This window comes from Bradyrhizobium sp. SZCCHNRI1029 (assembly GCF_032487555.1).
GTDB lineage: Bacteria > Pseudomonadota > Alphaproteobacteria > Rhizobiales > Xanthobacteraceae > Bradyrhizobium.
Map to the genome: position 1 here is coordinate 439,927 of NZ_JAUEUK010000007.1, position 13,922 is coordinate 453,848.

The 13,922-nt window shown below is 67.2% G+C and carries 9 protein-coding genes; 3 read left to right on the forward strand and 6 right to left on the reverse strand.

Features of this window, described 5'->3' with window-relative positions; all coding sequences use genetic code 11:
• Positions 1 to 19 precede the first annotated feature (19 nt).
• The 4 genes from QW861_RS22070 to QW861_RS22085 all read right to left on the reverse strand — a co-directional run bounded on the left by QW861_RS22070 (position 20) and on the right by QW861_RS22085 (position 6,614).
• Positions 20 to 3,172, reverse strand: coding sequence for an efflux RND transporter permease subunit (locus QW861_RS22070; RefSeq protein WP_316193485.1), 3,153 nt, complete (start codon positions 3,170 to 3,172; stop codon positions 20 to 22).
• A complete protein-coding gene (locus tag QW861_RS22075; protein WP_315750750.1) occupies positions 3,172 to 4,098 on the reverse strand; it encodes an efflux RND transporter periplasmic adaptor subunit in 927 nt (308 codons plus the stop codon). Before QW861_RS22075 ends, QW861_RS22070 begins: the two co-directional genes overlap by 1 nt.
• A gap of 160 nt (positions 4,099 to 4,258) precedes the next feature.
• The gene (locus tag QW861_RS22080) at positions 4,259 to 4,936 is read right to left on the reverse strand and encodes an OmpA family protein (RefSeq protein ID WP_315750748.1); all 678 of its coding nucleotides are present in this window, start codon (positions 4,934 to 4,936) and stop codon (positions 4,259 to 4,261) included.
• A gap of 130 nt (positions 4,937 to 5,066) precedes the next feature.
• On the reverse strand, positions 5,067 to 6,614 hold the full coding sequence (locus QW861_RS22085) for a caspase family protein (RefSeq protein ID WP_315750848.1): 1,548 nt from the start codon (positions 6,612 to 6,614) through the stop codon (positions 5,067 to 5,069).
• 351 nt (positions 6,615 to 6,965) lie between these two features.
• On the opposite strand from QW861_RS22085, the gene QW861_RS22090 reads away from it, so the two are divergent.
• Entirely contained in the window at positions 6,966 to 7,772 is an 807-nt protein-coding gene (locus tag QW861_RS22090; RefSeq protein WP_315750746.1) for an N-acyl homoserine lactonase family protein, read from the forward strand.
• A gap of 760 nt (positions 7,773 to 8,532) precedes the next feature.
• On the opposite strand, the gene QW861_RS22095 is transcribed toward QW861_RS22090, so the two are convergent.
• Positions 8,533 to 9,510: a L,D-transpeptidase gene (locus QW861_RS22095; RefSeq protein ID WP_315750744.1), complete on the reverse strand. Its 978-nt coding sequence runs from the start codon at positions 9,508 to 9,510 to the stop codon at positions 8,533 to 8,535.
• A 200-nt stretch (positions 9,511 to 9,710) separates the two neighbouring features.
• Between QW861_RS22095 and QW861_RS22100 the strand changes: the two genes are divergently transcribed.
• The gene (locus QW861_RS22100) at positions 9,711 to 10,589 is read left to right on the forward strand and encodes an efflux RND transporter periplasmic adaptor subunit (RefSeq protein WP_315716991.1); all 879 of its coding nucleotides are present in this window, start codon (positions 9,711 to 9,713) and stop codon (positions 10,587 to 10,589) included.
• Between the two features lie 249 nt (positions 10,590 to 10,838).
• Here the strand turns inward: QW861_RS22100 and QW861_RS22105 are convergent, their stop codons facing one another.
• Positions 10,839 to 11,699, reverse strand: coding sequence for a caspase family protein (locus tag QW861_RS22105; protein ID WP_315750742.1), 861 nt, complete (start codon positions 11,697 to 11,699; stop codon positions 10,839 to 10,841).
• A 430-nt stretch (positions 11,700 to 12,129) separates the two neighbouring features.
• Here QW861_RS22105 and QW861_RS22110 point away from each other — a divergent pair, with 430 nt between their 5' ends.
• A complete protein-coding gene (locus QW861_RS22110) occupies positions 12,130 to 13,854 on the forward strand; it encodes a hypothetical protein (RefSeq protein WP_315750740.1) in 1,725 nt (574 codons plus the stop codon).
• Positions 13,855 to 13,922 lie beyond the last annotated feature (68 nt).

Below are 13,922 nucleotides of genomic sequence, written 5' to 3' on the forward strand. Positions count from 1 at the left end.
CTCGTTCCGGCACGTCATCTCATTCCGCAGCCGGCGACATCGCCGACGGCGGCGGCTTTGGCTGATGCGCCGCCTCCGGCCCATGGCCGGACTGCGCCTCGTCGGCGGCATCGCCGGAAGAGACGATCAGCTTGCGGCCAAGGCGGGCGAACAACGCGCCGACATCGTCCATCACCAGGAACATCGCCGGCACGAACAACAGCGACAGCACGGTCGAGAACACCAGCCCGCCGATCACCGCGAGCGCCATCGGCGAGCGGAATTCGCCGCCGGCACCGACCGCGAGCGCGCTCGGCATCATGCCGGCGACCATCGCGATCGTGGTCATCACGATCGGACGGGCCCGCTTCATGCCGGCATCGATGATCGCCTCGTCACGCCTGACGCCGGCATGGATCGCCTCGACCGCGAACTCGACCAGCATGATCGCGTTCTTGGTGACGATGCCCATGAGCATCATCATGCCGATATAGACGGGGATGGTGAGCTGCTTGCCCGTCAGCATCAGCGCGGCGATCGCACCGCCGATCGACAACGGCAGCGAGAACAGGATCGTGATCGGCTGCAGGAAGGTGCCGAACAGCAGCACCAGCACGGCGTAGACGATCATCAGGCCCGCCGTGATCGCCGTGATGAAGCCCGACGCCAGCTCGTTCAAGCTTTCGGCATCATCGGACGGGATCAGCTTGACGCTGGCCGGCATGCTCTTTCTGACCGGCAGCTCGTCGATCTGCTTGGTTGCATCGCCGAGCGCCGCAAGTCCGACGAGGTCGGCGGCGACGGTGGCCTGCCGCCCGCGATCGTAGCGACTGATGCTGGTCGGGCCCTGGTCGAGCTTGATGTCGGCGACGACGGCCAGCGGCACGCCGCCTTTTTCGCCGTACTGCCCGAGCGGCACCCGCAACTGTTCGAGGATCTTCACGTCGCTGCGCGCCGCGTCCTCGAGTTGTACCCGGATCGGGACCAGCCGGCCGCCGGCGTCATACTTCGCCAGCGCAGGTCCAACATCTCCGATCGTGGCGACGCGGATCGTCTGCGACAGGCTTTCGGTCGACACGCCCAGACGTGCCGCCAGATCCGCGCGCGGCTGCACCCGCAACTCCGGCCGGTCGAGCGAAGTGTCCGACACCACGTTGGAGATGATCGGAATCCGCTTCATCTGCGAGGCGAGCTCGCTCGCAACGTTGTCGACCAGCTTGGGATCCGAGCCCGTCAGCACCAGCTTGATCGGGCGCAGACCATTTTCGTCGGTGAACCAGAAACGGATGTCCGGAATGGTTTCGAGATCCTTGGTCATCTCGAGCTCGAGCTCTTTCTGGGTGATCTTGCGCTCGGTCTTCGGCGTGTAGTTGACGATCATTCCGGCGCGACGAACCTCCATCGCGCCCTGAAGCCGGCCGCCGTCGACGAACACGCTGCGGACCTCGGGCCGCTTGCGCAGGCGCGCGACGATGTCCTCGGTGACCTTCTCGGTGTAGGCGAGCTGCGCGCCTGGCGGCAGCTCGATCGCGAGCAGCGATCGCGCCGCGTCCTGCGCCGGCAAGAACCCTTGCGACAGCAGCGTCGTGCTCCAGATCGAGGCAGCGAAGATCCCGATGCCGAGCAGCACCGTGACGAAGTAGTGCTTTACCGACCAGGTCACGATGCGCTGATAGGCACGCAGGATGAACCCCGGCGGCGGATCGTCGTGCTTGTGGTCCTTGAGGAAGTAGGCCGCCAGCATCGGCGTGACGAAGCGCGCCGCCAGCAGCGAGAAGAACACCTGCACCGAGACGGTGATGCCGAACTGCTTGAAGAACTGTCCGGCGATGCCGGACATGAAGCTCGCCGGCGCAAAGATCGCGATGATGGTGAGGCTGATCGCGATGACCGCGAGCCCGATCTCGTCGGCGGCATCGAGCGCCGCGCGATAGGGCGACTTCCCCATCCGCATGTGGCGCACGATGTTCTCGATCTCGACGATGGCGTCGTCGACGAGAATACCGGTCGACAACGTGATCGCCAGGAACGACACCATGTTCAGCGAGAAGCCGAGAATATCCATCGCCCAGAAGGCCGGAAAGATCGACAGCGGTAGCGAGATCGCCGCGATCACCGTGGCCCTGAAGTCGCGCAGGAACAAGAGCACGATGATGACGGCCAGGATCGCGCCCTCGAACAGGGTCGAGATCGCCGCTTCGTAATTGCCCTTGGTGAAATCGACCGACGTATCGATCAGCTTCAGCTCGACATCGGGATGGGCGGCTCTGACCTGGTCGATGCGCTTCTGGACCGCGGCGGCGACGACCACGTCGCTGGCGCCCTTGGCGCGCTTGATGCCGAGCGCGACCACCGGCTCGCCGTTGAAGCGCGCAAAGGTGCGCCGATCGGCAATCGTGTCGGTGACCGTCCCGAGATCGGCGAGCCGGACCTCGCCGCCGCCGAACAAGGGAATCATCGTGTTGGACAGCTCGTTCAGCGTCTTGGCGCCGGCAAGCGTGCGGATCGCCTGGTCGTTCTTGCCGATCTCGGCGCGGCCGCCGGCGACGTCGACATTGGTGCCGCGCAGACTCTGGCTGACATTGACGGCGGTGAGACCCATGGCCTGCAGCCGGTCGGGATCGAGCGAGACCAGAATCTCGCGCTCGACGCCGCCGATGCGCTCGACCTGGCTGACGCCGCGCACGCCCTGCAGCTCGCGCTTGACCACGTCGTCGACGAAGAACGACAGCTGCTCCGGGGTCTTGCCCGGTGAGATCGCCGCATAGGTGACGATCGGCAGGCCGATCTTGTCGACGCGCGAGATCAGCGGCTCGGTGACGTTCTGCGGCAGGTCGGAACGGACCCGGGTGACCGCGTCCTTGACGTCGTTGATGGCGCGATCGGTGTTGGTCTCGAGCGCGAACGTAATCGTCGTCACCGACAGGCCGTCGGTGATCAGCGACTGGATGTGGCGCGCGCCCTCGACGCCGGAGACGCCGTCCTCGATGATCTTGGTGACCTGGGATTCAAGCTCCGACGGCGCCGCGCCGAACTGCGCCACCGCGACCGAGATCACCGGAATGTCGGCGTTCGGCAGCCGGGTGACCGCGAGCTTGGTGAAGCTCATCCAGCCCAGGATCAGCAGGATGATGGAGAAGAGGATCGACGGCAGCGGGTTCCTGATCGACCATGCCGAAATGTTCAGTGCCATCAGCGTACCCGCGTGCGATCGATGTCTTCGGCAAACATGGTCTTGATCTGGTCGCCATCGTGCAGCGAGCTGCCGGCGTCGGCCACCACGATTTCACCCTCCGTCAATCCGTCGAGGATTTCAGTCGACGTATCCGACACCAGGCCGACCCGCACCCGGCGGGTCTCGATCGTGTTGCCCTTCACGACCTGGATGGTGAGATGATCGATCGCCGTATTGGGCACGGCGACGCCGCAGCTCCGCCGGGCATCGATATTGGCGCGCGCGAACATGCCGGGCTTGAGCGACGGATTGCTGGTCAGCGCGATGCGCACATGGCCCAGCTGGGTGGTCCGGTCGACCTGCGGCGCCACTACGCGCAGGCGGCCGACAATGTCAGGTAGGTTGTCGCGAGTGATGCGCACCGGCGCGCCCGTGCCGAGCTTCAGGAGATGAACGCTCGGAACTTCGGCGTCGAGCTCCAGCTCGTTGTTCACGGCGATGCGGAACATCGGACCGGCCTGCGGCGAGGCCGGCGCACCGGCGATCGTGCGGACCTCGGTGACGAGTCCTGCGGCCGGCGCACGCAGCGACACGGGCCGGTTCGCGGCCGCCGCCGGCGCTCCCGGCTGCGGCGGTGACGGCGTCAGGCGCGCCAGCTCCTGGTTCTCGGTAACGGTGTCGCCCTCCTTGACCAGAACGTCGATGACCCGCGAGCCTTCCTGATCGGCGCCGACCACCGCCTCGCGGCGGGCCACGACGAAGCCGGTGACGCGCACGAGATCTGAGAAGCAGGCCTTCACCGCCTTGGTCACCAGCACCTGGGCCTGCATTGGCGGCTCCTCGGCGGTGTGATGGGGACGATGCTCATACCAGTAATAGCCGGCGAACAGGGCCACGAAGACGACCGCACTGGCCGCGGACTTGAGGGATTTTGGCAGCTTCATCGGCAGGGGGATCCGGTCGGCGCGAGATGCGGGTTATGGATGCTGCGAATTTGGCACGGCGCGCTCCGACAAGGCGATGCGCCCCGCAATCCTGCGGGACGCATCCGGCCACCTCGATCTCCGGCCACGCGACCTCCGACGGCGCTCGATGGACGCGGCGCTACTTGGCCGCCGCCGTCTTGCTCTGCATGTTGACGACCTGAACGCGGCGATTCACCTCGGCCAGCGGCTGGCTCGGATCCTTCAGCTTGCTCTTGCCATAGCCCACCGTCACTAGGTCGGCGCCGGCGATGCCGAACTTCTCGACCAGATAGCGCTTGATCGAATCGGCGCGGCGCTCGGAGAGATCCTGATTGTAGGCCTCGCCACCGGCGGCATCGGTATGACCGGCGACGACGAAGGTCGACCCTTTCAGCTCGGCGTTGGTCAGCGCCCGGCCGAGCGCCTGCACCGACGGCAGCGACTTCTGGCTGATGTTGGCGGAGTTGTAGTCGAAGGTGATCTCGAGGTCGATGTTCGGCTTGGTCTTGGCGACCGCCGCGATCTCCTCGCGCTCGGCAGTGGACAGCGACCGCGTCGAGCGGCCGCGAATGCTCTGCAGGAACTTGTCCTGCTCCGGCGCGACCGCGGGTGTGGCCTCCGACGGCGGCGACATCGACAGTCCCCGGGTCAGCGGCCTCTTCGGCCCGGCCAGGGCGCGGACGATCTGATCCTCACTGACATCATCGGCGGCGAAGGCCGGCATCGCGCTCAGCGACGCGGCCGCGCTCAGGACCGTCGCGGCCAGGAGAGCCGTCAGGCCGGCGGTCATGGTCGAATTCGTTTTCGGTGCGGTCATTGCCAATCCCTCCTCACGCGAACTGATCGTCCCGGTCTCCGCCGCGCCCGGCGCGACACCCGGCTGTTCGCTGTTATGTCGGTCCGGCCTGCCGCATGGTTCGAGCCGGCCGGCCGACGCGCGCAACAAATCAGCGCACGCCGTAGGCTTCGAACTCGCGGACGATGTTGGGGTCCATCGCCTTGGCGTTGGCGATGTCGAGCGCCCCCTCCTGCGCGGCGCCGTTACGCTGTTTGGCGAGACCGCGGCCGTACAATGACGACGTCAGCCGCGGGTTGATCTTCAGCGCCGCATCGAAATCGGCGATGGCGTTCTTGACCGCGCCGCTCTTGAGGTTGACCAGCCCGCGGCTATCGAGCGCGTCGACGAAATTCGGCCGCAGCCGCAGCGCCTCGTTGCAGTCGCGCAGCGCAGGTTGCAGCTCGCCGACGACGGTGCGCGCCCAGCAGCGGTTGTTGAGCGCCTCGACGTCCTTTGGATTGATTCGGATGGTGTCGTCGAAATCGCGGATCGCCTGCGCGTAGGCGCCCTTGCTCGCATACACCTGGCCGCGCCGGTACAGCGCGCCGGCATCCTCCGGATTGGCCGCGATCTTGGCGCTCAGGCTCTTGATCGTCGGATCGTCGGCGAACGGATCCTGCGCGGGCGCTGCTGGGGCCGCGGGCGCAGCAGGCGCGGCGGGCGCGACGTTCGCGATCACGGGAGATGGCGCGGGCGCCGGCGGCGCCGGAGCAACCGGCGCGGGCGACGGGGTGTCCACCTTCTGCACCGGCGTCGGCTGCGGCGCGGGCGGAGCCGGCGGCAGCGGCGACGGCACCGGCGGCGCCACCACGACCTGCGTCGGGGTCGGCGCAGGTACAGGTGCAGGCGCCGGCGCGGCATTACTCTCGGCCGGCGGCGGCCTGACGCCGCCATTGCCCGGCACGAAGGAGAAGTCCTCCGCCAACGACGACGAGATCCACGGCACCTGCTCGCTGCGCGAGGCGCGGGTGACGCCGACGCGGGTGCGGTTCAGCGTCTCCTCGGCGGTGAGGTCGGGAACGCGGATCTCCTTCAGGAGCTCCTGCACGAACAGGCTGCGATCGCGCCCGCCATCCGTCACGACAGCGGACAGCGCCGCCGAGTACATCACCAAAGTACCGCTCGGTGCGATGACCGGCGCGAGGCCGGCCGAGGCGGTGCGGAACCTGCGCTCATAGGGATTGCGCCGGGAGGCATCGAGCAGCGCGATCTTCACGCCGGCGCCGCGGCTGTTGATCTCCTGCAGCACCTGCTCGAGGCCGATGCCGTCGCGCCGCACGTCGGCCTCCTGCCAGATCTGCGCATCGACCGGGATCATGTAGCTCTGCCGGCTCGACTGGATGCCGTAGCCGGAGAAGAACAGCAGCGCCACCGAGCCCGGCTTGATCTTGCCATAGAGCCGATCGAGGCCGCGGCGCATCGCGTCGCCGCCGGCATTTTCCAGCGTCTCGACGCTGAAACCGTCACGCTTCAACTCGTCGGTGAGATCGCGGGCATCGTTGACCGGTTCCTTGAGCGGCGCCTCGGCATCCGGATATTTCGCATTGCCAATCACCAGGGCGAAGCGGTCGCCGGCCGCGTGCGCGGGCCCGGAGACAACGGCCGAAAACGCGACGGAGAACATCAGGCCGAGCGGCAACAGCAGGCGGAAAGTCATCACGATGGCGGTCCAGCGGTCAGCAATCAGGCGCCGTCCAGCTTGCGCCGCGGCGACCATATCCCACGCGTCAGGCATTATCAAATCGCCGTGACGGCACGTCAACCGCTTGCAGAGGTTGACGAATCGTCTGAGGCGGCGACCGCCCGCAGGAGCCTCTTGCGAGCTGCGGGCCATGACACGAGCGGACCATGCAACGATCCCAATGGCTTGAAATGTGAGATGCCTCACGCTGTGTCGCGGCAGCGCAGCGTCCGGTTCGACGAGCACCGCGATTGACCTCGATGCGATTGACCTCGATCCGTGCCGATGGCTCGATGGTTGCCGCGCCCAACCAACGAGAAGGCCATCATGGGGAACGCCGCCGAGATCTACGCGCTGCGCTACGCGACGATGTCGCCGCGCACGCCGCACATGAACTTCCTGCAGCCCGATCCGCACGACAGCACGGCGCAGGACCTCGACTATTTCGTGTGGCTGATCCGCCGTGACGGGCGCGACATCCTGGTCGACACCGGCTTCAACGCCGCGGAGGCCGAGATCCGCCATCGCACCCTGACGCGCGATCCGATCGATGCGCTCGCTTCCTTCGGCGTCGCGGCGGCCGACATCCGCGACATCATCGTGACCCATCTGCACTACGATCACGCCGGCAATCTCGACCGCTTCCCGAACGCGCGCTTTCACCTGCAGGAGCGCGAGATGGCGTATGCGACCGGACGCTGCATGTGCAACGGCATGCTGCGCTACCCGTTCACGGTCGAGCACGTCACCACGATGGTGCGCCACGTCTATGGCGAGCGCGTCACCTTCCACAACGGCGACGGTGAGGTCGCGCCGGGCGTCACCGTGCACCGGGTCGGCGGCCATTCCGACGGGCTGCAGGTGGTGCGCGTCGACACCGCGCGCGGCCCGGTCGTGCTCGCCTCCGACGCCGCGCATTACTACGCCAACCTGCAGCGCCGCAGCCCGTTTCCGATCGTGCTCAACATCGGCGACATGATCCAGGGCTGGGAGATCATCGAGCGCCTCGCCGGGCATCCGGATCGCTTCATTCCGGGCCACGATCCGCTGGTGACCGAACTCTATCCGCGCGTGAGCGAGGCGGCCGATGCCTACGCACTGCATGTGGCGCCGTCTCGGTCGTTTGCGAGATAGCGGCGCGGCAGGACCAAGTGACGTGACAGGAATGAGCATCGTTTCCGCCATCCCGAGGCGGTGCTGATTTTCTTCGCCGTCATCGCCCGGCTCGATGTTTAGCCCGAAGCGGGTGATGACACCTGAATCGACGAAGCGCCGCGCGAACATGACACTTCGGTCTCGCGGCGCGTTTCGCGTCCGAGCTTTACTCATCGAGACACCCTCTTCTGAACAGAGGGCGCAGGGAGAGCCAGGCCTCGGCTGAGGCCTGCGGTCCGCCTGCGAGAAAAAATGCAGGCGGCAGAACCACAGGTACAGCCGGAATGACCCGGCCCTCCCTGCGCGATGGCTTTACGATTTATACGCAGTCTCCTCGGTGACCGGCTTGTTTGTCACCGTGGCGACGACGCGCGCATCACGCGCGCCGCGCGGACCTCAGCGTCGGGAGGCCAGGACCCTGCGACTTCACCGTCCGCAGCATGGCGTACGTCCGCGTGCTCTCACGCTGCGCCCCGCCGCGGCCATCGCATCCCACCTCAACGCGTCGTGACGTTCGCGAAAGCGCCCCTCTTCAACGAGGCGGGACGGGCGGAAGTCTCCACCTGATTTGCCCGACGGCACAAGCGATTTCTTTTTTACCGAACATCTGGACAGCCCAGATCAAGTTGAGATGACTGAATAAATTGGCCGCTACGCGCAGATGCAGATTGACGTGCTCCGTCATTGCGAGGAGCGAAGCGACGAAGCAATCCAACCGCCCCGGAATGATTGTGAACATTCAATGCAGCTCCACCTTCGCCTTCTTCGCCAGGTGGTCGCCGAGGAATCGCACGTCCCAATTGGTCAGCCGCACGCAGCCATGCGACTCCGACTTGCCGACCTTGGACGGTTCGGCCGTGCCGTGGATGCCGTAGCCGTTGCCGACCGACAGGCCGATCCAATAGGCGCCGACCGGGTTGTTCGGGCCGGGCTTGATGGTGAACGGCTTGCGCGACTTGACGCCCTTGAACTCGTAGTGCGGATTGTAGCGGTAGTTGGGGTCGGCATCCCGCGAGGTGACCTTGAAGGTGCCGTCGGGCGTCGGCTTTTCGTCGCTGCCGACCGTAGCGGGAAACACCGCCACCAGCTTGCCGTCCCGGTCGAACGCCTGCACCGTGCCGGCGTCCTTGCTGATGTCGAGCCGCATGATCTCCGGCGCCTTCTCGTCCGGCCTGATCACATTGGCGACGGCGATCTGCTCGCCCTCCTTGTCGAAGCTGGCTTTCGGATTGAGCGCCGACAGCAACGCCTCGCTCATGTGGAATTTCTCGGCCAGCGCCTCGCGCGGCGAGGTGTAACCGAGCGCCGGGAGGTCCTTCATGTCCTCCATGTGCTGCGGCAGCTTCTTCAGGAACGGCCCTTTCACATCGTCGCGGGTGATCGTGTAGGAGACGATCGCCGGCGCCTGGTCGCCGCGCAGCAGCGCCTCCCACAGCTCGGGCGTCAGCTTCGCATCACCGGCAAGCTCCTTGGTGCGCGCGAACGCGGCGAGCGCCTTGCGCGCATTGTCGCCGAAGCGGCCGTCGATCTCGCCGGGAGAGACATGCGCGCGATCGAGCAGCACCTGGGCGCGGATCGCCACCGGATCCATCTTCTCCTCGGCAGGCGGCCGCTTGCGCAGCTCGGCGCTGTTGACGGCGTCGGCGGTGAGCTCGGCGGAGAGCGCAGGCGTGACGACGACGGCGCAGAGCAGAAGCGGTATCCAGAGCCGAAGCATGGTCGTGAGTCCCAGGTGAAAGACGGCTGACATTCGGCAGCGTCAACGTGGACCCGGCCGAGAAGTTCGGCACCATCGGCTGAACGTCGCGGCATCCTGGCGCGACTACCAGGGACGCGGGTCGGCTGGCCCGGCGGCGGTGCGTCTGCTATCCCGGCGACAGCCGTGCAATGAATTGGGTTCGCGAGGATCGGTTTCGGATGGGACATGCCGCAATTGCCGCCACGATGCGCCGGATGCCGATGCTCGCCGCCGCCGGCCTGCTGGCGATGATCCAGGCTGCGGCAGCCGATGACGGCGCGCCGAAGGGCGCCGCGGTCAGCGTGCTCAAGGCGACCAAGGCCTGCTTCGACAACACGGTCGAGGTGTCCGGCATGGTGCTGGCGCGCGACGAGACGGCCGTCAGGCCCGATCGTCCCGGCCTGAAGGTCGCAGAGGTGCTGGTCGATGCCGGCGACACCGTCACGGCCGGACAGAACCTGGCGCGGCTGACGCCGCCGGAGGGCGGCACGATCATGATCCAGGCGCCGGTCGCGGGCACCATCCTGTCGTCGAGCGCCACCATCGGGGCGTTCGCCTCCGGTCGCGGCGAGGCGCTGTTCTCGATTCTCGCCCGCAACGAATATGATCTCGTCGGCCTGGTGCCATCAGCCCAGCTCGGCAAGCTCGCGGTCAACCAGACGGCGCGGATCCGCATCGTCGGGGCCGGCGAGGTCGAGGGCAAGATCCGAAGGGTGGCGCCGACCGTCGAGCCGAACAGCCAGCTCGGCCAGGCCTTCATCGGCATCACCGGCACGGCGCGGTTGCTGGTCAATTCGTTCGGCCGCGCCGTGATCAAGATCGGCCAGAGCTGCGGCGTCGCGGTGCCGCTGACCGCCGTGCTGTACGATCCCGACGGCACGGTGGTGCAGGTGGTCCGGGCTCAGCGGATCGAGACCAAGCGGGTCGAGATCGGCCTGATGGCCGGCGGCCAGGTCGAGATCCGCGACGGCCTCGCCGAGGGCGACGTCGTCGTCACCCGCGCCGGCGCGCTGCTGCGCGAGGGCGACCCGGTGCGGCCGGTGATGGCGAGCAATTGAAAGACGCGACGCCGCAGGGGTCTGAGGGGCACGCGGCCCCACCCTCCCCTGGAGGGGGAGGGTCGTCGCGCGGCGCGCCAGCGTCGTGCGGCGGGGTGGGGCGGAGCCAGGGATGACGGTGCAAGTGGAGAGATCACCCCACCCCGCCCCACGGTTCGCTTCGCTCGCCGTGAGGCGACCCTCCCCCTCCAGGGGAGGGTGGGAGGCCGCCGAGAGGGCGGAGCATCTCAGGCGCGGGACAGGCTAAGCTCAGCTGCCGGCGTTGGCGACGTCGGCGCTGAAACGGATGTCCTCGACCAGCGAGGACGACACGGTCGGCACCTGCTCGCCGTCGGAGCTGCGGGCGATGGCGTTGCGGGTCTTGTTGAACACGGTCTCGGCGCTCGGGCTCTTGCCGAGCTGGTTCAGCAGCTCGGTGACCAGCACGCTGTTCTGGCCCTTCGGATCGTCCAGCACCTTGCCCGGCGTCGCCGACGACAGGATCAGGGCGTTGGCCGGCGCATTGATCGGCGCCAGGCCGTGCGAATAGGCGCGGAAGCGGCGCTCATAGGGATTGCGGCGGGCGGCGTCGATCACCACCAGCTTGGCGCGCGCGCCCTGCTCGCGGACGGTGTCGAGCAGGCGCTCGATGCTGGTGCCGTCGCGGCGCACGTCGGCTTCCCGCCAGATCTTGGCGTCGACCGGGATCATGTAGCTCTCGCGTCCGGCCTGGATGGCGTAGCCACCGAAGAACAGCATCACGACCGAGTCGGGCTTGATCCTGGCCTTCAGGCGCTCGACCGCGCGGGCCATGTCGTCCTTGTTGGCATCCTCGACGACATCGACGTCGAAGCCGTCGCGCCGCAGCGCGCCGGTCAGCGCACGGGCATCGTTGATCGGCTGGACGAGTGGCGCGTTCGCGTCGGGATAGTGACCATTGCCGATCACGAGCGCGAGGCGCGCGCCGTTGCCGGTCGCCACGCTGCTCTGCTCGGAGGCCGCGGCCTTGGGCGCCTCGAGCGAACGCTTGTTCAGGGCAGCATGCGCGCCGATCGCGAGCGACACCGTGCAGAGAAGCGCGGCGGCGATCACGGCCGATCGGCGGGAAAGAGAAGGCTGCCTTGCGGTCATCACGTCAATCCTGGTCCGAGCCTGCCCATCGATGCCAAAGGGGTGCACCCTTTGGTCGCGCTGGCGCCTCTGAGGTTTGAGGGGTTGCGAGACGATGTGTCGTCTCAATGCGCGCAAATTGCGGCGCCGCAACGAAGAAAGGCTTAACCCGAACCCGCGTCCCAAGCAACATCGGAACACCATTGACTTTTCAAGCACTTGAAGAGAAACGCAAATTTAACCATGACGGCGATCTCCAAACGGCCCCGGACGGACCGCCGGGAGACCACATTGCCGCCAAATCCGCCTCCCGCGCCGTGACCGCCGTCACGTTGTCTTTGGCCGTCCAGCGTGTCAGTTTGCCCAATGCATGCGCGTGACGCGCCGTTTGCCGGGCGTCTCGAGCAACGCATGCCGCTCGTCCTGCCTTCGACAACCCGCGAGTCCTCGCTTGAGTTTCCAGTATTTCGCCGGCGCGGCCTGTCGCGCACTGACGGCCCGGAAGGATGGGCCCTCGCTGTACGAGGTCTGCGATCCCATCCTGCGCCGGCCCGGCAGCGGCGACCCGCATCTGTCGAAATTCTACCGGACCGCGCTCGGGAACCCGGCGCTGCGCGCATTGCTGCGCCGTGCCGGCCTGCCCGAGTTGAACGATCCCGCTGTTCTCAATGCGCTGCGCGACGCGCTGGTCCTTGCCCGCGACAATCCGACGCCAGACTGGGAGCAGGTCGGCCGCCCCGTCGCCGATCTGGTCGACAGCGTCGCCTTGCACCACCCTGCCCCGCCGCGCCGGACTGCGGCGGCGGCCATGCCGCCGGCCGGCGAGGTCGATCGCGTGATCCGGGCCTGTGGCGCCGACCTGCTCGGCTCGTTCAGCCGCAATGGCTTCATCCCGACCTATGCCGCCTTCAACCTGATCGGCGATCCCGACATGAAGGGCCGCGAGGTCAAGATGGCGCTGCAGGGGCTCGACGCCCGCGGCTACAAGAACTCGACCTTGCTGTTCAACCTCGCCCGCGTCTTCATCGCGCGATCGCCGGCGGCCGCGGTGATCAATCCGCCGTGGCGCGGCATCGCCGAGCCGATGTGGGAGCCGGTGCAGATCCGCCACCGCTCGGCCTATTACGACGCGTTCTTCACCGAGGCGCTGCTGAGTTATCTGGAGACGGGCCTTGCGTCATCGGAGCAGACAAGCGCGGCGCGCAGCGCCATCGCCGCCATGGTCGAGTTCTGCCTGACCATCAGCCGCGAGGAGGTGCGCGGCGCCGACGGCAAGAGCTACAATGTCGTCACCGCGCTGGCGCCGCCGCCGCATCCGCGCTTCTCGCGCTTCTTCACCCAGATCAAGCAGGACCTCGGCTTCGGCATCTACGTGCCGGATTGCGACACCACGGCGTGCTCGTTCTCGGCGGCGACGCAGGCCGGCTCGGAGGATCCGATGTTGAGCCAGCCGCTGCTGGATTTCTATGCGGGCTACCAGGTGCGCGCCGGCGGCAACGAGCCGCGCGTGACGGTGCCGATCAACGACAACATCGACTATGAAGGCGGTGTCGCGACCTGGATCGACAGCCTGGCCGGCGAGCGGCCCTACGGCAATGATCTCGATCCGACGTTGAACCTCGACGTGCTCGAGGTATCGTTCCGCAATCTCGGGCGCTGGCAGATCCTGGAGACGCAAGCCCGGCTCGACGTCGTCAGGCGGATCGTCGGCTTCCAGCAGCGGCTGGTGCTGAGCGGCGCCTTCGCCGACCCCCGCTCGCACATCTATTATCTGCCGGAGCTGTACTGCGCCTATTTCGGCCGCTGCTACCACGCCTTCATGGCGCTGCCGCCGGCGGCGCGGCAGGCGATCGATCCCGACGGCGCGTTCGAGCTCATTCGTCTGCGCGTGCTGGCCTATGTCGAGGACGAGCTGGTCGGCCGCGAGATGAACCCGTTCGACGCCGCGCTGGCGCTGATCGCGCTCGGCCATCTCGGCGGCGCTGCGGCGAGCTTCGCGCCCGCAGTGCATTGCATCGTGACGTCGTTCGGCGAGGGTGGCCGGCGGCATCCGTACCGCGCCTATGAGTGGAACAAGATGAAGACCCCGACCCGGATCCTGGTCGGCGGCCCTGAGGTGACATCTGCCTTCGTGCTGATGGGCCTGGCGCTGGCGCGGCGGGTCGTCGTGCGGTGAGGGAGTGATGGCGGTCGGCTCCCCTCCCCCTTGCGGGAAAGGGAGCGCACTGCCGTCGAGGTGATAGC

What these genes read in the sequence shown, in the direction of transcription:
- QW861_RS22080 (WP_315750748.1), bottom strand. Translation starts at nt 4,936, where the DNA reads ATGACCGCACCGAAAACGAATTCGACCATGACCGCCGGCCTGACGGCT.
- QW861_RS22070 (WP_316193485.1), bottom strand. Translation starts at nt 3,172, where the DNA reads ATGGCACTGAACATTTCGGCATGGTCGATCAGGAACCCGCTGCCGTCG.
- QW861_RS22105 (WP_315750742.1), bottom strand. Translation starts at nt 11,699, where the DNA reads ATGACCGCAAGGCAGCCTTCTCTTTCCCGCCGATCGGCCGTGATCGCC.
- QW861_RS22095 (WP_315750744.1), bottom strand. Translation starts at nt 9,510, where the DNA reads ATGCTTCGGCTCTGGATACCGCTTCTGCTCTGCGCCGTCGTCGTCACG.
- QW861_RS22075 (WP_315750750.1), bottom strand. Translation starts at nt 4,098, where the DNA reads ATGAAGCTGCCAAAATCCCTCAAGTCCGCGGCCAGTGCGGTCGTCTTC.
- QW861_RS22090 (WP_315750746.1), top strand. Translation starts at nt 6,966, where the DNA reads ATGGGGAACGCCGCCGAGATCTACGCGCTGCGCTACGCGACGATGTCG.
- QW861_RS22085 (WP_315750848.1), bottom strand. Translation starts at nt 6,614, where the DNA reads ATGACTTTCCGCCTGCTGTTGCCGCTCGGCCTGATGTTCTCCGTCGCG.
- QW861_RS22100 (WP_315716991.1), top strand. Translation starts at nt 9,711, where the DNA reads ATGGGACATGCCGCAATTGCCGCCACGATGCGCCGGATGCCGATGCTC.